This window comes from Moorena bouillonii PNG (assembly GCF_001942495.1).
Lineage (GTDB): Bacteria > Cyanobacteriota > Cyanobacteriia > Cyanobacteriales > Coleofasciculaceae > Moorena > Moorena bouillonii.
This window is the reverse complement of record NZ_MKZS01000001.1, coordinates 1,480,878-1,502,246: the sequence shown is the minus strand read 5'-3', so window position 1 is coordinate 1,502,246 and position 21,369 is coordinate 1,480,878. Positions and strand designations below refer to the sequence as shown.

Genomic DNA, 21,369 nt, shown 5'->3' with positions numbered 1-21,369 from the left:
TACCTCATAGCCATGATAAACGCTATAAGCTAATGGGCTACGCGAACAGCGATTAGCGCTACGCGCACGCTACGCGAACAGTTATCAGTTACCAGCTAATGCGTTACGCGCACGCTACGCGAACAGTTAATGGGGCGGCTACTTAAGGCTTGCTGAATAAAATATGCTGACTGCTGACTGCTGACTGCTGACTTCAGCTATCAGCTATCAGCTAATGTGAATGCTACTTGAGTTCCGAACAGCTTGTGAATAAAATCTGCTGACTGCTGACTGCTGACTGCTGACTGCTGACTGCTGACTGCTGACTGCTTACCTTACGTTTTTAGAGGTTAAACGTTGCACTATTGCTATTATTTATTTTTCTGTTTGTTCTTCCTCCACCACTGGCATTGATTCTGTAGGATCTTCTGCTGAGTAGCCTGAAAATTTAGCCAATTGCTCTAAGGACAGCATACCTGGGTAAAACCGACCATTAATTTCCCAAGTTGGAAAGCCTCTGATCTTCGCTTCAATACAGAGGTTAGTTTGGGAGATTTCAGCCCTTGGGTCACATTCAATATAATTAATCTGCTTAAATGCCTCACCAAACATTTGCTTCTGCTTTGTGCAATAGGGACACCAGTAAGCCCCATACATTTTAGCACCAATTTTGTTCAAATGACCAGATAAAGAGGTGGCTGAAGGGGTAACTGGGAGTTCAGGAGCAGGGGATTCTAGGGTTACTTTTGTAGGGGTAGAGGGTGAGGGTTCTCCTAAAGAGGATTCGGCAGCTACTGTCAGTAGGGCAAGACTAGAAATCACCCAGACAGTCTTATTTAAACTACGAATAAATATCCATGGGAGTTTAATGCTAGATTTGGCGTTCATAGTTTGTAGAGGATATATTGGAATTATCCAGGGAATTAATCACTTCTTTACCGTTTTAACCTGATCTTGTCGGAAACTACCAAATCTTTATTAACGGGACGTGGTGCATCTTAATCCATGCAATTAGGGAAAAATGCCCCCGAAAATTACCACACTTTAAACACTTTCCACACTTTAAACACTTTCCACCCTCTCCGTGCCCGGGCTCCACACTTACCTTCTTTTTTACAAATATGAGATGCACCCAACGGAATCTAAGCTCTCTACTTTGTTTGCTTACCAGGCTCCCAGCCCATTAGCTGGCAAGCTAACCATGCCCACATACGGCTTTGCATAACTATCAGGTACACAGGATTGTTTTCCTTCTTCCCACTTCCCACTTCCGACTTCCCATATCCGCTGCTCCCTGCTCCGAAGTCCCTGCTCCCTGCTCCCTAAAAACCCATAACGAAAGTACCTAACAGCAATTGCAAACCGCTGTAGCGTTGTATTTGGGTTGTGAACACAGGAATTGCAGAAAAAGGCTTGCATACAAAAGGCAAAAGCCAAGAGGGGTAAAGAGCTCCGGAGTTTTATTGTCCAATAAAAAAACACCATTAATATTTACATCTAATTTATAAACCCTATAGTGCTTAAGTTTAATACTTACTTTTCTGGAATTCACCTCAGAATCAGTGAATTATCTAATAACTGATCATTATTCTTTTTCATCAACAAGCAACTATGGTAAAACGCTTTCTTACCAAAGACATGCTCGACTTTGAGGCTCCAGATCAAGTCAAGGAAGTTATCCAACCTCAAGGGCGTCCACCAGAAACAGATCCTACTTTAGGTATCCGTCCGGAATTAAGTATTGAAGTTAACCAAAAGCCAGGCACTCCCCGACATCGACTAGTCACTATTGGTGATTCCCTAAGCCATGGCGTCCAGAATGGAGCAATTTTTAACACTGACCTATCCTATCCCATGATGATTGCTCAAGAAATGGGTTGGGAAGAACACCTGCGCCGTCCCAGCCAATATGGTGAATTGGGTGGATTGCCCCTGAATCTGGAGTATTTAGTTCGGCGCTTAGAGGGACAGTTTGGTGACCAGATCGACTGGTGGGAATTAGCACCAGCCCTGTTTTCAATCCAGCAATATATGGACGACTTAGAAGATTATTGGGAACGGGGTCCCGGTTGGCAAGGGGGCGTTGGTTCTACTGTTGCTATGCACAAAGGAATTAACCACAACCTCGCTATTTATGGGTGGAATATCACAGATATTATTTCTAACGACGCAGATACTCTCAGAAAAACAATCGAGGCACCAACGGATGATCTATTGCGGCAAATTGTTGAGAATGGCAACGAACATGCGGCATTAAGGGTTTTGGACTCGGCGCGGGATTCAGAGGGTAAAGCACTTACCCCAGTCCAAGCTGCGGTCGCACTAGGGCAAGAAGGAAGTCTAGAAAACGGTGAGGGAGATGGTATTGAAACCCTGATGGTCATGATTGGGGCGAATAATGCCATGGGCACCGTTGCTCAACTGCAGGTCAGATGGAGTTGCGATCGCGATTCAAATTCACCACAGTCCAATCAGCCACCTACGATCTGGTGTCCGGAAGATTTCAAAGCTGAATGTGATCAAGTAGTTGAGCAAATCAAGCAAATTAAAGCTCGCCATGTCATTTTGGCTACAGTTCCCCATGTCACCATTGCCCCCATTGGTCGTGGAGTAGGAGATAAGATCGCTACTGGCTCGCGATACTTCCCCTACTACACCCGTCCTTGGATTAGCGACAAAGATTTCGACCCCAACCGTGACCCGCACATTACCGGACAACAAGCCCGAGCAATTGATAGCGTCATTGACCAGTACAACGACTATATTGCTGATGCTGTACGTCAGGCTCGAAAAGAAGGTCGAGATTGGTATTTATTTGAATTAGGAGGATTACTGGATTGCTTAGCTTATCGACGTTATATTGAAGACTCCGACGCCCGACCAGATTGGTGGACTCCCTATCAGCTGCCACCGGAACTAGAAGCTCTTTCACCAGTACCGGATACTCGCTTTTTTAGATCCGATGCCACCGGTCGCACCAGCGGTGGTTTCTTCACCCTAGATGGCATTCATCCCACTACTATTGGCTACGGTATCGTTGCTCAAGAAGTGATCAATATTATGCAGCAACAAGCTGGTGTCAAGTTTTATCGCAAAGACGGTTCCACAGAGCGTCATGATCCAGTCAAGATCAATTTCCAGCGCCTGATTGCTCTAGATACCCTGATTTACGACCCACCGAAATCTTTATCGAGTAGTCTGAAATGGCTGGATTGGCTCGATCAGAATTTGCAGATTTTCCAGCGCTTACTAAGAAAGGGGAATTGAAGAATGAAGAATTTAGAATGAAGAATGTAGAATGAAGAAATTTCCAATTCTAAATTCTAAATTCTAAATTCTAAATTCTAAATACTGACCTGCTCTGTTAGCACTAACCATTATTATCGCTTTCGTTAATACTGAATATTTTACAGCTCTATATTAACGAAAAGCCATGTCTTTCGTTAATAAGCGTATAAATCAAAATTTATATGATATAATTACCAACTGGAAAAAATCCACTGAAGGTATCCAAGACTATGCTAAAGGTCAGCTTCAGGGTAATTCAGATTTCGATAAACTGAATAAAAAATGCACTTGAGGCGATTATGACCCAAAACAATCGCTCCCCATGGGATGCTGGCAGATTCATAAAAACCCTAAGCTACTTTGAGGTTATCCCTTTCCTGAGCTGCCTACAGCGATTATTCACAGGTCGTGCCAATAATCAAAAATCGAGCCAAGGTAAAGAAAAAGATATGGGAGTAATACTGGTAGCTGGGGCAACTGGGGGTGTAGGCAAGCGAGTGGTTCGCCGTCTGCTTAAGCAGAATTATCCCGTACGTGCTCTAGTCAGAGATGCCCAGAAAGCTAGGGAAATCCTTGGGGATAACCTGGAACTATTCGAGGCAGATATAACTATTCCAGAGACCTTGACTCCAGCACTGTACAAGAACATTACTGCTGTAGTGTGTTGTACGGGAGCGCGGGTGCAACCGGTAGAAGGAGACACCCCGAACCGGGAAAAATACTATCAGGGCATCAAGTTCTATCTGCCAGAAGTAGTCGATACCCCGGAAGTTGTGGAGTATCAGGGTATCAAGAACTTAGTACAAGCTGCAGCAGAGTACCTTGAACCAGGCAAACAACTGCTATTTGACTTCCAAAACCCTTCCGATGACTTACAAGAAACCTGGGGTGCTGTGGATGATGTAGTAATGGGTGGTGTCAGCGAGAGTTCAATTCGGCTCATCAACAAGGCTGCCCTGTTTACTGGCAATGTCTCAACGGCAAATTCTGGGGGCTTTGTGTCAGTACGCACCCGCAATCTCCCAACTCCCCTCAACTTAGCTGAGTACGAAGGACTAGAACTGCGAGTTAAAGGGGATGGTCAACGGTATAAATTTATATTGCGCAATGAATCGAAATGGGATGGAATTGCCTACTGCTATTCCTTCGACACCCAGAAAGATCAGTGGATGAATGTTTCGATTCCCTTTGCTGATTTGATTCCGGTATTTCGAGCCAAAACCTTGAAAGATGCTGCTCCCTTCAACCCCAGTCGCATCTGTGCTATACAGCTAATGCTGAGTAAATTTGAATATGATGGCGCGCTCAACCCACAATTTGCTCCAGGTTCTTTTGTCCTACAGCTGGAAACTATTAAAGCCTATGGGGGTATCACCAAGCCCCAATTCATTATGATTAGTTCAGCCGGGGTGACTCGTCCAGGTCGTCCAGGAATTAACCTCGAGGAAGAACCACCAGCGGTACGAATGAATGACCAACTGGGGGGAATTCTAACCTGGAAACTGCGGGGAGAAGAAGCAGTTCGTGACAGTGGGGTTTCCTATACTATCATCAGACCTTGTGCTTTGACAGAAGAGCCGGGAGGTCAAGCCTTAGTGTTTGCTCAAGGAGACAATATCCGAGGTAAAGTAAGTCGGGAAGATATTGCTGAACTTTGTGTTCAGGTAATAGAGCAACCCAAGGCTTGTAATGTCACCTTTGAAGTCAAAGAGGCAAGTGATGGTTTGCGAGACTGGCAAACTCTTTTTTGCGATATCAATACCGACAGCAATTAAGTATAGGGTTTCTATCTAGGTTGTAAACACACTTATTGCCAAAAAAAGCAAGTTAGGAAGAATTTAGAATTAATAAATTCTAAATTCTTCCTAACTTGCCAGACGCTCCGATGCTTGAGATTTCATCAGGGTAACCAACTCTTGAAGTCCTCTTTTGACATGTCGCGTCACTGTCATCGGACTCACGCCAATTCGTTTGGCTGCCTCCTTGCGGGGGAGTTCTCGTAAGAAAACAAACTCTATAGCTGCCTGAGTTTTATGTTCTAGCTGACTCAAGGCACCGTGGAGCTGTTGTCGGTCTTCTTCCCAATAGTGTAAATTCTCTTCATAGTAATCTGGTAGAGTCTCTCCTAAAGTCATGGGTTGATCGACCTTCTGAGAGACCGTGGCATCCAAACTTAAAGGCAAACGATTTTGAACTGCCAACTTACTTTCCTGCCACTCTTGGAGGGATATATCCAAAGCCTTAGCAATTTCTTCATCTCTGGGGAAGCGTCCTAAGTTAGTTGCTAACTTTTTGCTGACTCTTTTCCCTGCCTGCTGCAGTTCCTGCCATCGGCGAGGAATCTTGACCAGAGAACCCCTGTCGCGTAAGAAATGTAGCATTTCACCGCGAATGTAAGGCACTGCTAAGGAACTGAATGCACAACCTTGATGGGGGTCGAACCGCTCAATAGCACGAATCAAGCCGATGTAACCCATTTGCTCGAGGTCTTCATAAGGTTCAGCACACTTCTGGCTGACTATATGAGCAATCTTCCTCACTAACCCAGCATTTAATCTTACTATCTGATTGCGAAGTTGAATTGATGGATTTCGGTAATACGCAATCAGAAGTTCCATTCCTTGAAAACCAACAGACCCAATAGCCATTCTCAAAATATCCCAGAAGTGGAAACCTATTTACGACACGAGGCTTAGCCTAAGCAATTAATCTTCAACTCATTGTCATTAGAGATTCCCCTTTAGAACCATCGTCCTTTTACGGAAAAAACAAATTACCGTTTTTCTGTTCTCTGTACAATCACGCAGATTGGAAAGCCAAGATAGTGAAAAATTGCTATAGGGTCTTAAATGTGGTATAATATATAAGCTAAATAATGGGCAAGTTGCAAGTTGCAACTTTTTGCAACTTGCAAAGAGGATAACTAGTACTCTGTCAATTTAGTTTTGAGGGTTAGGGCAAGGTTAATCTAAGCATTCAGCTATCAGCCAAGGCGAAGGTCAAAGGCCAAGGGCTTTTCCCCAGACTTTCAATTCTCTAAAATCTCGAACTATTAAATTATCATTAAATTATCCCGTTTGCCCATTGCCCATTGCCCATAGGCGCACGCTACGCAAACGAGGTTTATTTTAAGAATGATAGCTGACTGCGGTAGGCTGAATGCTTAAAGGTTAATGGTGTTAGGTGTGAGCTATTAGATATTAGATGTTAGGTATTAGGTATTAGGTATTAGGTATTAGGTATTAGGTATTAGGTATTAACTATTAAGTATAATGTATTAGCTATTAGTTAAAAGTATTAGGTATTAGGTATTAGGTATTAATCATTAGGTATTAGTTAAAAGTATATAGCGGCTTTTATTCTAATTAGGTACACAGGATTTTTCCCCTCTTACCTATTACCTCTTCTGACTTCACTGCTCCAAAGCTCCCTGCTCCAAAGCTCCCGAAAACTATCTACCTCACCTAATTTAAACCCCCTAGAGTTTACCCCTCAATTCAATTTGGAGGGAGTATTAGGCAAGTCGGTTTGGGTGCATCTCAATCCATGAAATTAGGCAAAATTATAATAAAATTCCGACACTACCCACACCTCCTGCGCCCGGTGCACCACACTTCCCGCGCCCGGTGCACCACAGGTCCGACACTTCTGTTCTTTTTTACAACTATCAGATGCACCCAGTCGGTTTTCCCACCTGCCACAAGATTGCGGATATCGTTCAAAATAGAAGTAGTTATAAATCAATGCTGATACTTTATCCGGAAAATTATTGACTAAAATCTCATGAGTAGCACCAGTAACTTTCGTCAAGCAATTCGTGAATCTCAAGGTCGAGCCCTAGTTGGTCCGAATGTGATTGCTAATGCCCTGCCCTTCCTGGGTGGTGGACTAGTCTTAACTGCACTAGGTGTCTATGGTGGTCTGGGAGTGATTGAAAGCAACCCAGGGCTGTTTATGACCACCATCTGGCTTGCCGTAATTGCCGAACTTATTCTTTTCTTCGTTGCCCGTGGTGTGGCTGAGAACGGAAACAACACTGTAGCTTTGCCTCTTCTAGCTACTTACAGTCTCTTGTCCGGCTACACCCTCAGTGGCTTAATATTCGTTGCCCTAGGAACAGATGGTGTGGGCATGCAAGGCATTGCCATTGCTGCCTTTGGCTGTGGTGTCGCCTTTATGGCTGGCCGTCAAATTGGCTCTAATCTCTCAGACGAAGATGGCTTTGCTTTAGCCAAAACCGTCCAGATGGGTATGATTGCCTTGCTGGTGGTCTTGGTGGCTCAGCTAGTTTTATCCTTCTTTGGTGTCTACACACCCAGCTTTCTAGAAATTGCTATCTCTGGCATCGGTGTGGTTATTTTTGCGGGTGCGGCTGTAGTGGATTTCTTCGTCCTGCCTCGCGCCTATCGTGATGACCAGTATCTACCTGCTGCCCTGTCAATGTACTTGACTTATATTAACTTGTTCGTGTTCATTTTGCGGCTGCTGATTGCTCTTAATGGTCGCGACTAAGACAGTGCAATACGATAGAATCTGATCGGGGACGGCAATGCTGTACCCCGATTTTTTTAGTTCTAAGGTAGGGAATCGGGAATCGGGAATCGGGAATCGGGAATCGGGAATCGGGAATCGGGAATCGGGAATCGGGAATCGGGAATCGGGAATCGGGAATCGGGAATCGGGAATCGGGAATCGGAAAAAAATCTTCTAAGGGAGTGAAGTTTCCTCGACTGGACGTACAATTATTGGTGTATCACTTTGCTCTGGCTTAAAGATTGCCTCAAGAGCCTCTTTTAGATTTTGAGCCATAATAATTTGGTTTTGATAAACCACAATAACTCGCACTAATGTTGGGAGACTATTTTGCTCAGCTTCTATATACAATGGCTCAACATACAGTAGGGATTGCTCGATGGGAATAACCAAAAGATTCCCCTGAACTGCTCTTGAACCTTTTTGATTCCATAAGGAAATTTGTTGAGAGATGACTGGATCTTGATTAATCAGAGCTTCAATTTGCTCTGGTCCATAGATGAGTTGTTGCTTGGGAAACTGATACAGGAGTAACTTGCCATATTGATCCCCATCAGAGCGACCAGCTAGCCAACCAATTAAATTATTACGACCTGTAGGTGTATAGGGGTGGAGCAAGATAAATTCTTCTGATTTCTCCTTGGGGAGTTTCATGATAATGTAGTAGGGTTCCACTGGTTGAGATTTACCAGCATAAATTTCCTGGGGAATCCGCCACAAATCCTCTTGGTTGTAAAAGACCTGGGGGTCAGTCATGTGATATGCTAGCAAGCGCTCGGATTGGATATTAAATAGATCAATGGGGTAGCGCAGATGAGTCCGCAGGTTGGTGGGCATCTGATCCAGTGACTTGAAGAAATTTGGGAAAATCTTACTCCAGGTTTGAATAATCGGGTCTTCTGGGTCAGCTATGTAGAAACTAACATCGCCATTGTAGGCATCAATAACGACTTTTACGGAGTTACGGATGTAGTTAAACTGGTTGTCACCTGGGTCGGCATAGGGGTAGCGATCGCTTGTGGTGTAGCCATCCACAATCCAGTAGAGATAATTTTCATTGACCCCTGATTCGCTTTCAGAAGTATCAGCAATTACCAGGTAGGGGTCAGCGTCATAGCGTAAAAAGGGAGCGATCGCTTGAATCCGTTGGCGAATATTACGGCGGAACAGTAACTTTGTTTCGGGTGTGAAATTCCCAGTCAGTAGCATCTGCCAGTCTTTGAGATACTGGGCAAACACTAACCGCCGCCAAAAGGAGTTTAGGCTAACACCATCAGTCCCATCGTAGGTGTTGTAAACGTTGTCGTCTCCACTGGGATAGTCTAATTCCTGAGTTTTGGTGGAGGTCATGATATAGTTATTGGTCAGTTCTCCGTAGTAAATCCGGGGTTGACCAATGGGGATACTATCACGAATCTCTGCAGAGGATGTATATAAGCTTCCTTTGAGCGCTTCACCTCCACCAGAACCGATGTCTTTAATAAAGTAATATGGCAATCCTCCTTCTCCTACCTTATTCACGGCAGAGAGGGTAAAGCCATAGCCATGGGTATAGACTAAGTGTTGGTTAACCCAGGTTTGTGCTTGTTTGGGCACAGCATCATAGTCTAATTCCCTTGCAGCAATCAGTACTTGTTGTTTTTGAGTTTGTGAAGGTTTTATCAGGGTTAAAGGTTGAAGGTTATTGGGTTGAAGGTTATTGGGTTGAAGGTTATTGGGTTGAAGGTTATTGGGTTGAAGCTTATTGGGTTGAAGCTTATTGGGTTGAAGCTTATTGGGTTGAAGGTTATTGGGTTGAAGGGGGTTTTTTGAACTTTCAACATTCAACTTGCTAACATTCAACCAGTCCAGATTCAACCAGTTAATATTCAACCAGGCAAGATTCAACTTGCTAACATTCAACTTGCTAACATTCAACTTGTCATCAACATTCAACTTGCTAACATTCAAGCCAGCCTTTAACTGGTTTGGATTAACTTTAATGGTGTAGCGATCAACATTGGCGTCGGGAAATTTGTAGTAAAGTCTCAGTTGTTGCAGCTGACGATTACTTTGTAATAAGGGGCGGGTATCCCACAGGGGAATGTTGTCGATGGTTAGGTGATTTTTTTCTAGATCGGTGCTGGTCAGATTACCTTGGGGGTTAAAGGTTTCAACTTCAATACTATCGAGGTCAAAAGCTGCTCTGGTCAGGGCAATAGTCCGAGCAATATAGGGTCGTTCTAAGGCTAACTCATTGGGTTCGACTTTAAACCGTTGCACTGCTGCGGGTAAGATTACCCCAGCAATCCCCCATATACCTAGGTATAAGCCGAGTATCCACAATGCTACTGGTATTTTGGTGGGCAGGCGGCGTATCCAGACAATTGACCTCAAGAGTAACAACAGTGCGATCGCAAAGGCCAGAATGCTCAATCCTGTATTAAAGGGCAACTTGACTGAGACATTGGTGTAACCGGCACCGTAAGCCACACCACGGGTTGAATAGAGTAAATTGTACCGGGAAAGCCAATAGTGGAAGGCTGTGATTGCGGACACAGCAGACCCAAGGCCATACAGGTGCCGTAGTTGGTTTTGGGAAAATCCCGGAAATTTACCATCTGAAAGACTATTACCCGAGGTTAAGTAAATTAGCCATACTGCAACTAGACCAAAGAGAAATAATCCCCCTAGCCAAAAATCCAATAGTTGCCATAGGGGTACACCAAATACATAGAAGCCGATATCCTGTCTAAATAGTGGCTCGGTAGTGTTAAAGGCAGTGGGATAGAGATACTCTAAAATTCTGCCCCATTGTTCTGAGATCACCATCGCCCAGGAAAAACTTAGTGCTAGGGCGATCGCTCTTAACCACAACTGAGTATTCACCATTAGCCCTAGCATCACTGCGGAGATCATCCCCAGCTGCCAAACTAGATAGCTTTTGGATTCCGATAAAAATAGCTTTCCAAGAGATACCCAACCCAAGGGTGATGGTAAGGGGGGTGTTGCTTCACTCAGAAAGGTGGCTGACAAGGTTTTCCGATGGAAATCCCAAACGAAAAAGGCGGTTTTTCCGTAGTACAACAGCACCACCCCAACTAATAAACTGAGTGCTAGGGCAAAGGGCAAAAGCGATCGCAATCTGAAGGCTGGGCGTTTTCTAGAAAATTTTCTATCCGCTCTCACTCCCGATTTCACGATTGGGGAGGGTGAGTTTAACTGTGTTTGGTTAAGGGTTAAAGATGAAGAGTCAAGAGTTTTAAACCCTTTTAGCCAGGTAATCTCGAGGTCTGCTAAATTTTTCGGATGCTTGAATTGGTTGGCTAAGGATAAATTCGTCACCAAAAACCCCAATGATAGGATAAATACAATTACCCACAAACTCAGCTGGGTCTGCAAACGCAGCACGAAAGCGGATAGATAATCCACTTCCGTGAACCATAAAATTTCTGCTACCAGGTGAGATAGCAAATTCCAAGCTATCCATATACCTAGTAGCCCAGTAACCCAGCGCGAGAGTTTGGTCATTGGTCTTTAGTTTTGAGTCATTACCAGGATAGCGTGGTTCCTGAAAGACTCAAGGCTTTTGGACTTTCTCACGAACCACTTGCTAAATTGCTTGCTTGCCATTATCCAAATTAAACAGCATTTGTAACGATTCCATGGCCAGGCGTCGGGTTTCAATATCTTGCTGTGCTCGTAATTGCACCATGGGGTCATGAAGGATTTTGTTAACAATCCCTCTGGTTAGGGCTTCGATCACTTCTTGATGTTTTTCGGCAAATTCTGACCCGAGACGGGATAGAGCTTTCTCTAGCTCTTGCTCACGGATTGTTTCGACCTTGCTGCGCAAGCTGCTAATGGTAGAAACGGTTTCTAGGGAACGCCACCAGATGTCAAAGGCTTCTACTTCTTCGTATAAGAGTTCTTCTGCTTCCATGGCCATCTTACGACGGCTTTCTTGATTCTGTGCTACCACTGCTTTTAAGTCATCCACATTGAAGGAGTGGACAGTCTCTAGCTCATCAACATCCGCTGCCACATTACGAGGCACAGAAATATCAATTAGCATTAATGATTGGCTAGTCTGCAACACTCCTTCTAAATTCGACCGAGTCAGCAGTGGTTCGGTGGCACCGGTGCTAGTAAATACGATATCTGACTGAGCAACCACTGTCATCATATCTGACAAGGAATGGAGTTTTAGATCCGCTTTGGGAAACGCTTTTGCTAACTCTTCAGCCCGTTTAGTGGAACGATTCAGAATTGAGATATCTACGGCACCTTTGGCCAGCAGATGTTTCACCAGTAAGCGGGACATCTTGCCAGCACCGATAATTGCTATTTTATAGGGGGTCAAAGAGGTGCCATAAAGGGTCTCTACCTTCTGCTGAGCTAACTCTACCGCTGCTGAGCTAATGGAGACCGCCCCTGTTCCAATACTGGTTTCCGTGCGAACTCGCTTACCGGCAGTAATTGCTTGTTTAAACAATCGATTCAGTAGACGTCCGATTCCCTTGTGTTGCTGACCAAGTTTGTGGGTGGTTTTGACCTGAGCTAGAATTTGCCCTTCTCCTAACACTAGGCTATCTAGACCTCCAGCAACCCGCATTAAGTGCATGACTGCATCTTGATACAACAGAATAAATAGGTGGGGGCGCAACTTGGCTAGAGGAATGCCAGCTTTTTCTGTCAGAAACTGGCACAATTCTCGAATTCCTGCATCAGTTTCTGTGGTTACTATATAAACTTCCAACCGATTACAAGTACTCAGTATCGCTACCTCTTCTATATGAGGATAGCTACATAAGTGGGGCATCACAGTTTCTAACTGGGCTTCTGGAATGCTCAGTTTTTCTCTGACTTCAACCGGTGCTGTCTTGTGGCTCAGACCTACTACGGCAATATTCATGGTTTTGATGGGAATGTTTTGATAGGAGTAGGGAATAGGGAATAGGGAATAGGGAACAGGGAAAAAATATTGTGTACTTTATTAGTTTGAAAACCGTTATATTAGTAATTCTTTATCGGTTTCGCGGTACAAATGTTGGCGTTGCTGAATTAAGGAATGAATGCGCAATCATCTGGTGCATGTTAAAGCCCCCGTTGGTCCCCCAACTTTGGGGGACTTTGAACGTCTTATTCCCCCCAAAATTGGGGGGTTAGGGGGGCAAAACCATACCTAGAATCAGCAACGCCTAAGGAAAAGGCAAGAGGCAAGAAGCAAGAAGCAAGAGATAATCAGGTATATAGGGATTTTTGCTAAGGTCAAAAACTGTAATTATTGTTTCCAACTCAAATGGAAATGCTAGAGAATTCGTCCGAGAGCTGACGGAGTGATGGCTCCAAGTGTTGTCCTATAAACCACCACAATTCCACTAGTGGCTACCAATGCTAAGGCTGATGGCACCAGAGGTACCCATACTCCTAGAGTAAATAGACCAAAACATAGGAGATATAAAACCCCTGTCGCTGTGACGGTAGCGAGTCCCCAATACAGCATTCGACCACAGCGCCAGGCAATGGTAGCACCAATGATTGACCAACCCCAAACCCAGAACAGGTCTCCCCAGGGCGACCACACCGATAATAATCGACGCTCACCGAGGCCAGCACTGATCATCTGACTGACCATCTGGGCCTGAAGAATTACCCCTGGCATTTCTTGGTATGGCCACTGCAGGGCACTGTAGGGGGTAAAATGGTAATCCTTGGCAATCCTTGCAGTTATTCCGATCAGGACAATTTTGTCTTTGACCCACTCTGGTTTGACCTGACCCTCTAGCACCTCTGTAAAAGTGACTCGTCGAGCGACAGTTTTCCGGTAATTGAGTAACACCTGGAACCCCCGATGATCACGATTGTGATAACCCCCGGCATTAGCTGACAACTCTCTTAAGACAGTCTTACCCAAGCGTATTTTATTCATAGCAATGGTTTTTGCTTTGATTCCGTCTTGGGCTAAGTAATGCAATGCGACCCTAGCACTGAAGGAGTGGTCGGTGGCACAGGGGTCATCGTGGTAGGGATGCATAAATACAAGATGCCTACGGATAATGCCATCAGGGTCAGCCATGATATTGCTAAAACCAAGGCGGGATTCTCGCACCCCAGAGGGAGGTTCCATGCCTGAGTTTTCGGGGTCGTTAGCTTCCCTAGCGCTACAAAGGGCAATGAATTTCTGATTTTGCTGTAACTGACGGCTCAATGCCTGATGACCAGGTTCTCTAGGACGTTCCCGAAAGATATCTAAGCCAATCACTCGGGGTTGATTAGACTCTAGCTTGTCTAGGACTTCGGCTAGGGTTTGATCTGGGAGGGGATAGCCATAGCGGTTGATCTCGGCATCTTTGGCTTCAACCACCAGCAAACGGGAGTCTACCCCTGGATTAGGTCGCAGCCGCATCAGCTGGTCAAATGCCTTTAGTTCCCAAAGCTGAAGTATTCCCAGCTGCCGGATCACCATGACTAAAATGGTAACAACTACACTGAGGATCAGAGCCGATTGGAGCAGGTGGTGCTGGTGATTGCCACGCAACTGTTGCCAGGTTGGGGGTATGGTCGCAGGATTTTGACAAATCACTGGCAACCAACTGGCACAGGGACATTGATCTTCCAAACCTTGCAGTTTTTTCCGGGCTTCTTGCACTGCTAGATACAAGGATTTACCACTAGCAAAGGCTTTGATAAAATATTGCAAAAACTGCTGTGCTACGAGATCCGGTACGGGCTCCCGCATAATAATCATGTGGGGAATGTGCAGCTGTTCTAGCTCATTGGCTAATCCTAAGCCATCACAGGAATTAAAAATTGCTAGGGACAACCCCCTTTCTATGGCTTTTTTGAGGGCTTCTCTGAGTTCGTCAATGGTTAAGCTATCGGTCTGATTGATATGAATCCGACCTCTTCCTGCCTCGGTTTCACTATGACCTGCAAAAAACAAAATATCCCAAGGTTGCTCCCACAGGGTTTCGTTGAGCTTCTGCCGTGGTGGTTCTACTAGAAAGGTAATGTCTGCAAAGGGTAAATTCTCTAATAATTGTCGGTCTTGTTGGATATTAATCCCTTCGCTATTGCCCAGAATTGCTAGAATTCTAACGTTGTGTCGATCACGGCTGTGGTGCGATTTGCTTGGTTGTTGATACTCTGGAGTACTTAGGGCAATTTCTGCTTGGTGGTAACGCTCTAAAAATTCCCACTGATGCCAAGGAAGCTGCCTGAGCTGGGGATTTTTAGTACGAATCAGCACCCGGACTTCTTCGGTAATGCCCACTTTCTCTAGCCACTTTTCCCGCAGCGGACTAAATAACTCTGACTTGAGCCACCGATTTAAGCGATCGCATAATCCCTGACTGTGGTTGTTGATGGAACCACCGATTGCCACTCGTTTAATTTTAATTTCTCGCAAAGAGCTCCCCAGACTGCGATAGCTTGACCGCCATTCGTGATAGTGGGTGACGATGTTAGGGGCTGCAGGCAATCTGCCAGTAAGTTCTGTTTCGGGACGTTCGCCTTCTGAGCCAATTTCCAGAGTGACTCGAAAACCTTCCTCAAAATCCCCATCCAGCTTAAGAGTTACTAGCTTTGCCATTGGCTTAGTTTTTTAACAGTTGACGGTTGACGGTTGACTGTCAACCGTCAAAAATCAGTATTTTGTCTGATATTATTCCTAGTTATAGCGCGTACTGAATAGGGAACAGCGGATTTGGGAACAGCGAATTTGGGAATTCAGATCACAAACTCTTCGATCACACTGGCATTATCCAGAGCAACCTTGACACTGAAACGGTCTCCCGGTTCGCAAGTAAAATCCAATTGAATGGCTTGATCGTCGTTTCTGGCTTGGGCATTGATCAGCATTTCTTGCTCCTCATCTAGCAAGAGCAACTGGAGATTGGGGGGTAGATAGGTTTGACCATTGATGGGATTGAGTTGTAGCAGAACATTCAGGGTTGTTTCGGATTCTGGGGTCAGTGCTACAACCAGAGCCACCCCTTGATTAGGTTTGCCCCATTCAATCTGTTTACATCGCTTAATGGTCTCAGACTTGGTTCTAAAGGCGAAAGCTAGCTGAGGACCTTGGTTACCTAAAAGGCTTTCCAAACTCTGCCAACCTGCTTCAAAGATATGCTCCAACCATTGACTTAGTTGTGTCATCGGTTGGAATTGATCGAGGTAGGCTGGTAAATCTTTTAGCGTACGCAATTGGTGGATGACTAATTCACCGGTTTCCGAGGTTGGGGAAAATCCCAACAGCGTGGCTTCAGTATGGTCTTGATCAATCTCAACGACTACATAGCCAATCCGGTTAAATCTAACCTCCTGGGGAATGGGACAAGTCAAATCACCGGTTTTGACAGGCCGACATTCCAAGCGCCCCAAACCGGTTACCCTCAGGTCAGCCACATTTTCAGCCAAGCGCACTACTGAATTCCAGCTATCCCCCGCACTTAGGTCAGTGGGAATACCCAGGATCCGTAAATAGTTATTCACCGCACACACTGCCAGGGTGTTGAGATAGACTTGTTCAGCCTTTTGCTTGCTGGGTTGGTAGTCAGCAAACTGCTGGGCTATATCTAGTGCGGACTGGGTAATCGGCATGGGGATTGACCAATCTGCTAGCATGTTGGCGTTGTGTATCATGATTTTTTCCTAGGTTGGGGTTTTGTGGTGCTTTTCGAGCTACCAGTCTTTGAATCTTCTATATATCCCTCGCATACACCGAATTTTCGCAACAGGGGTAAGCATTTACGGTTATAGAATTTGGGCAAATCTTTAGCTTCTGGTGGGGTTAGTTTAAATTCTGCTGCAATGGTTTTCCAAGGCTGATCCGGAGGGAGTCGCCGCTCGATTAGGACTTGGGCATTAATCTCAGGGCGTTTCCTAAAGCAAGTCTGACGTAATACTCCGTCTGGGTCTTTTTTAACCCAATCCAAGGTTTTTTGCCATATTTTCATAACTGGCTGTAGATCAGGAGCAGCTGCTACCCTATCTACAGGGTCAATAGTTTTACCTTCCTCTGTGCTTAGGCCAGTAATTTGCCGCTTCTGTTGCCTATAGCCAGCATCTCGAAATCGTCTCAGTCGCTTTTTTAGTTCATCGTCGAGCCAAGTAATCACACCTTTGATAGTCGGGTCATACTCTTCAGGATGCCCACAGCAATATTCCCACATCTCTTGGAGAGCATCATTATAATATGAGGTATATTCTTTCCAGAGCTTGCCGGATTTCATCACTAGTAAATGTATCTCGCTCAGTTTTTGCCGACGTTCCAGACTTAATGGTGGATGATTACATGCTTCAGCAATCAGCTGACGGAGTATTCGATCTAGATTTTTCATCGGTAATGTCCCTGTTGTAAATGCGATCGCTTTTAGCGGCTCCTACGGAGCATCGCGTAGCGTGACCTACGGTCAATCGCGTTTAGTACGCATTAGTCTATCGATAGCGCTGATCACGTTAGTTGTTAGTAGTTTGTTTGTTTTTGGTAGATGCTTACACTAACCACTAACCTCTACTCCCCATGAAAAGCGCTACAAAGGGCAGCCCGAAGACTGGACTCAGTATTGACCATCCCTAGACATCTTAGGCATCAATGTTGGGGAATGGCAAAAGTCACCCAGTATGTATTTACACGAGTGATTGGGGGGTTTTTCGCAAAAAACCCCAAAAAAAATTTTTTGTCCGATTTTTTGCGAAAAGTTTGGTTGAGAGGTGCTGTAACAAATGACTAAGCCAAGTGTGATTCAACAGGTGCGACAATCACGCGAATTTAATTCTTAATGGGTCAAAAGCACCATTACATTTCAAATCAAATCCAGTTAGTGGGTCAACAGACCATGTATACTCTCACCAACACTCTAGAAAAATCCGCTCCTCAGGTGCAACAGTTAGACAATGGTCTACTGCAAGGAGTACTAGAAGGTTTTATTGACGGTGTTTTAATTCTGAATACACAAGGAGAGTTGGTTCATACCAATGAAACCGCTCGTGTTTTTTGTGAGCAACTTACACCGAACAGCAAACATCTTAAGGTGGTGCCTCAAGAAATCTGGCGTGTCTGCCAAGCCTTGAAAGACAGTGATGAATTCTATCCCCATCAATCTGTAATTATAGATTCAGAGATTACGACGAGTAACTCCATAACGTTTCGGATTCGGGCTAGATGGCTCAACCTGAGAATATCTGAGCAGCCTTATATTTTAGTTACCCTCGAAGACCAACGTCAATCCATTCATAGTATAGCCCTAGCTGAAGTTCATAAATATGGCTTAACTGCCCGTGAGGCAGAAGTCTGGTTACTGCGTCGAGTCAATTACTCCTACAAAGAGATTGCTACGGAACTGTTTGTTACTCTCAATACGGTGAAGAAGCACATGAAAAATATTCGTGCCAAGCAGCAAATGGCAATGATGATGGAAGAAATGGCTGCTTAGGGGCATAATTAGCAATTTGGAAGACAGACATTCTTGGTGACAAGTGACAAAATGCCCTGCCCATGGGCATTTTTTTTTATTAGTGCGTTCGCTCTTAGCGGAAGCGAAGCTTCATCGCGTAGCGTGGCCAACGGCCAATCGCGCTATAGGGTTTCCAAATGAGATGTAAACCTAATGAGGTATTTTTTCATTGTCAAATAACACTCCAAATCTCTTTACCATCTTGCCTTTTGCCTCTTGTGTGCAAGCCAATTACTGCCATACATATGTTTACAAATCATATAAAAACACGGTGATTCCGGTTGTCATAGTAATCGGTTAAACAAAATTGTTTCCCGATTCCCGATTCCCTACTCCCTACTCCCTACTCCCTACTCCCTACTCCCTACTCCCGATTCCCTACTCCCTACTCCCTACTCCCTATTCCCTAAAGATTTTGCCCCAAAAAATTTTTTCTGATTTTGTTGCGAAAAGTTTAGTTCACAGGCGCTGTAACAAGTAGCCAAGAAAATGGCGATAATCCTCTCCTGTTTTAGTTTTTTGATTAACTGTTGGGACACTGTCCCAGGTTAATAGGAAACGGTTACGCCCCATATGGGGCGTTTTTTTTTAGCTGGATCCCAACAGTTCAATCAGTTACCCACTTTGCCAATTGATCTAGGGTAACTTTCAGCAGGTCACACAATACCTTGAGCTGATTTGGGTAGAGTTTGGGGATATGCCTGCCCGCTTCCCAATTTTGCACCGTGGTAACGGTTACGCCCAATTCATGAGCGATTTCCCGCTGGGTGATATTTAGGGATTCTCGTCTTTTTTTAAGGTTGTCCCCTAAAGTAGTCATTACTGTCCTATTTAAAAGTTAACATAATTAAGTTTACTGAGTTATATGTTACCGCTAATCTCACTAGAGTAGGACTTACGCAGTTAAGTAGATTTCGCCCCCCTAGCCCCCCAATTTTGATACGGCTGGCGAAATTAATATTTGTTTACAAAAGGATGAGCAGATGTGGAAAAGATCCTTTGTTCGTAGTTGGTTTGGGAGTTACAGTTGAAACAATTGTATCAGTTATCAAACTGAGGAGTTGCCCGCTATGTGCTTTAGAGTAGAGACAATAGCACCAATACCCCAAGAGACAGTAACTATTGCTCGCTCAGCTTTTCCCAAAGGGAGTATAGTCATGAGTATCAGGGATGAATTGGGTTTCTTATATAAGGATGAACAGTTCAGAGCCTTGTTTCCATCAAAGCGAGGGCAACCGGCATCGGGATGCTTGGAGGTTAGCGCTGATTACAGTAATGCAGTACATCGAAGACTTAACCGATGCTCAAGCAGCCCAAGCGGTGCGAGGACGAATCGATTGGAAATATGCGTTAAGCTTGCCCTTAGCAGACCCCGGCATCGATAGCTCAGTATTGAGCGAGTTTCGAGGTCGATTAGTTAAAGCCCAGGTGGAAGAGTTACTGTTGGAGCGACTCTTGGAACGATGTCAAGAGCGGGGATGGCTGAGTGGGGGTGGAGTGCAACGCAGTGACTCAACTCATGTGTTAGCAGCAATTCGGGTGATGCATCGTCTAGAAGTAGTGGGTGAGACCTTACGAGCAGCACTCAATAGTCTGGCAGTAGCAGTACCGCAATGGCTTCAGGAAAAAGTTCCGGTAGAGTGGTTTTCGCGCTATGGTAGTCGGGTTGAGGACTATCACATGCCCAAGGCTACCGATGAGCGCCAGCAGTTAGGGGAGACGATTGGTAAAGATGGTTATAGGCTGTTAGCTGCTGTATATGATGAGGATGCCCCGGATTGGCTGGTACAGTTGCCTGGGGTTGAGGTGTTGCGTCAGGTTTGGGTACAGCAGTTTCATATCGATGCACACCAACAAGTACACTTCCGTCAACCCAACAATAGCCCCCCGTCGGCTCAATTAATTCACTCTCCCTACGATGTAGAAGCCCGATTCAGTCGCAAACGGGAAACTCAATGGGTGGGCTATAAGGTGCATCTGAGCGAAACCTGTGGTGAGAATGCCCCCCACCTGATTACCCATGTGGAAACTACTGTTGCCACCACCACCGATGTACAGGTAACTGATCGGATTCACCAAGCTCTTAAGCAGCGTCAACTGCTACCTCAAACTCATATTGTCGATACGGGCTATGTGAGTGCTGAGCAAATGGTCAACACTCAAGATACTGCTGGAATTGAGTTGCTGGCTCCGGTTTTACCCGATAGTAGTTGGCCTTCTCTAGCTGGTATTGGCTTTGATGTTGCTAACTTTACGATTGACTGGGACGAGCAACAGGCAAAGTGCCCAACGGGGCTGACCTGTATGAGTTGGAAGCCTGGTTCTGACCGTCGTGGTCATGACATCATTAAAGTAAGCTTTGCTAGCTCCACTTGTAAGCTTTGTCCCCATCGTCCCTTGTGTACTCGCACCAAACAGCAAGGGCGCACCATTACCCTGCGTCCTCAACGTCAACATAATGCCCTGCAACAGGCTCGCCAGACCCAAACCACAGAGGATTTCCAGCATCGCTATGCTCAGCGTGCAGGTATTGAAGGTACGTTAGCTCAGGGCATTAAAGCGTTTGGCTTACGTCGATGTCGCTATATCGGTTTGACTAAAACCCACTTGCAGCACATCATCACAGCTTGTGCCATGAATATTGTGCGTTTGGTTAATTGGTGGCAGGGAGTTCCATTTGCAGCTACCCGATGTTCTCGTTTTGCTGCTCTTGGGCCGACCGGTTGACCTATGTCTAAACAAATATTAATTTCGCCAGCGGTATCAATTTTGGGGGGTAATCATGTCAAAGTCCCCCAGAATTGGGGGATTTAGGGGGCAAATGCGTAAGCCCTATAGAGATTATTAGAAATCCAATCACTGAAAACTCCGCCACAAAGCGAGCCCAGATGAAAGTGACTAGCGCGCTTAATGCCTAGAAAGAAATCTTGCATTGGAGTTGACGATTGTATAGCGCCTATACTAAAAGCAGAGTACAGGTTGAAAAACCGTTCGCGTAGCGTGGCCTTTGGCCTTGGCGCAACCGGGTCAGAAGCCCCTCACAGGGGTAGGTTTTTTACATGACAGGTCAAACGGGGAGTGTGGGGCTCACAGGGGTAGGTTTTTTACATTGGAGATAGGTAATAGGTAA

General features: G+C 45.1%; 14 protein-coding genes and 1 pseudogene. 6 read left to right on the top strand and 9 right to left on the bottom strand.

The annotated features are described in order from the left end of the window. Positions 1-354: 354 nt before the first annotated feature. The gene (locus BJP37_RS06145; RefSeq protein ID WP_075897315.1) at positions 355-867 is read right to left on the bottom strand and encodes a glutaredoxin family protein; all 513 of its coding nucleotides are present in this window, start codon (positions 865-867) and stop codon (positions 355-357) included. A 723-nt stretch (positions 868-1,590) separates the two neighbouring features. Between BJP37_RS06145 and BJP37_RS06135 the strand changes: the two genes are divergently transcribed. Further along, positions 1,591-3,246 carry a hypothetical protein gene (locus tag BJP37_RS06135; protein WP_075897311.1) on the top strand — a complete coding sequence of 552 codons (1,656 nt, stop codon included), beginning with the start codon at positions 1,591-1,593 and terminating at the stop codon, positions 3,244-3,246. A gap of 320 nt (positions 3,247-3,566) precedes the next feature. Then, the gene (locus BJP37_RS06130; RefSeq protein ID WP_075897309.1) at positions 3,567-5,042 is read left to right on the top strand and encodes a CIA30 family protein; all 1,476 of its coding nucleotides are present in this window, start codon (positions 3,567-3,569) and stop codon (positions 5,040-5,042) included. A gap of 90 nt (positions 5,043-5,132) precedes the next feature. Here BJP37_RS06130 and BJP37_RS06125 read toward each other — a convergent pair whose 3' ends face one another. Then, on the bottom strand, positions 5,133-5,915 hold the full coding sequence (locus BJP37_RS06125) for an RNA polymerase sigma factor SigF (RefSeq protein ID WP_075897307.1): 783 nt from the start codon (positions 5,913-5,915) through the stop codon (positions 5,133-5,135). 1,135 nt (positions 5,916-7,050) lie between these two features. On the opposite strand from BJP37_RS06125, the gene BJP37_RS06120 reads away from it, so the two are divergent. After that, on the top strand, positions 7,051-7,779 hold the full coding sequence (locus BJP37_RS06120) for a Bax inhibitor-1/YccA family protein (protein WP_075897305.1): 729 nt from the start codon (positions 7,051-7,053) through the stop codon (positions 7,777-7,779). Positions 7,780-7,841: 62 nt separating this feature from the next. On the opposite strand, the gene BJP37_RS38630 is transcribed toward BJP37_RS06120, so the two are convergent. The 6 genes from BJP37_RS38630 to BJP37_RS06095 all read right to left on the bottom strand — a co-directional run bounded on the left by BJP37_RS38630 (position 7,842) and on the right by BJP37_RS06095 (position 17,123). Beyond that, the gene (locus BJP37_RS38630; RefSeq protein WP_158069453.1) at positions 7,842-8,009 is read right to left on the bottom strand and encodes a hypothetical protein; all 168 of its coding nucleotides are present in this window, start codon (positions 8,007-8,009) and stop codon (positions 7,842-7,844) included. Then, entirely contained in the window at positions 7,975-11,310 is a 3,336-nt protein-coding gene (locus BJP37_RS06115; RefSeq protein ID WP_075897303.1) for a UPF0182 family protein, read from the bottom strand. The genes BJP37_RS38630 and BJP37_RS06115 overlap by 35 nt, the downstream gene beginning before the upstream one ends. A gap of 82 nt (positions 11,311-11,392) precedes the next feature. After that, entirely contained in the window at positions 11,393-12,694 is a 1,302-nt protein-coding gene (locus tag BJP37_RS06110; protein WP_075897301.1) for a glutamyl-tRNA reductase, read from the bottom strand. A 396-nt stretch (positions 12,695-13,090) separates the two neighbouring features. After that, entirely contained in the window at positions 13,091-15,373 is a 2,283-nt protein-coding gene (locus BJP37_RS06105) for a CHASE2 domain-containing protein (protein ID WP_075897299.1), read from the bottom strand. A 137-nt stretch (positions 15,374-15,510) separates the two neighbouring features. Continuing rightward, positions 15,511-16,425: a DUF1822 family protein gene (locus BJP37_RS06100; protein WP_075897297.1), complete on the bottom strand. Its 915-nt coding sequence runs from the start codon at positions 16,423-16,425 to the stop codon at positions 15,511-15,513. After that, entirely contained in the window at positions 16,422-17,123 is a 702-nt protein-coding gene (locus tag BJP37_RS06095; protein WP_075897295.1) for a hypothetical protein, read from the bottom strand. The genes BJP37_RS06100 and BJP37_RS06095 overlap by 4 nt, the downstream gene beginning before the upstream one ends. Before the next feature lie 498 nt (positions 17,124-17,621). Between BJP37_RS06095 and BJP37_RS06090 the strand changes: the two genes are divergently transcribed. Together BJP37_RS06090 and BJP37_RS40805 are read left to right on the top strand one after the other, a co-directional pair. Further along, positions 17,622-18,218 (top strand): helix-turn-helix transcriptional regulator, encoded by a 597-nt coding sequence (locus BJP37_RS06090; RefSeq protein ID WP_075905803.1) that lies wholly within the window; start codon positions 17,622-17,624, stop codon positions 18,216-18,218. Positions 18,219-18,546: 328 nt separating this feature from the next. After that, complete coding sequence (locus BJP37_RS40805; protein WP_198953968.1) at positions 18,547-18,720, top strand: hypothetical protein; 174 nt, start codon at positions 18,547-18,549, stop codon at positions 18,718-18,720. 126 nt (positions 18,721-18,846) lie between these two features. Here the strand turns inward: BJP37_RS40805 and BJP37_RS06085 are convergent, their stop codons facing one another. Further along, positions 18,847-19,059 (bottom strand): helix-turn-helix domain-containing protein, encoded by a 213-nt coding sequence (locus BJP37_RS06085; RefSeq protein WP_075897293.1) that lies wholly within the window; start codon positions 19,057-19,059, stop codon positions 18,847-18,849. Between the two features lie 250 nt (positions 19,060-19,309). Between BJP37_RS06085 and BJP37_RS06080 the strand changes: the two are divergent. Then, positions 19,310-20,966 (top strand): annotated as a pseudogene (locus tag BJP37_RS06080) (IS1182 family transposase). Positions 20,967-21,369: the final 403 nt, after the last annotated feature.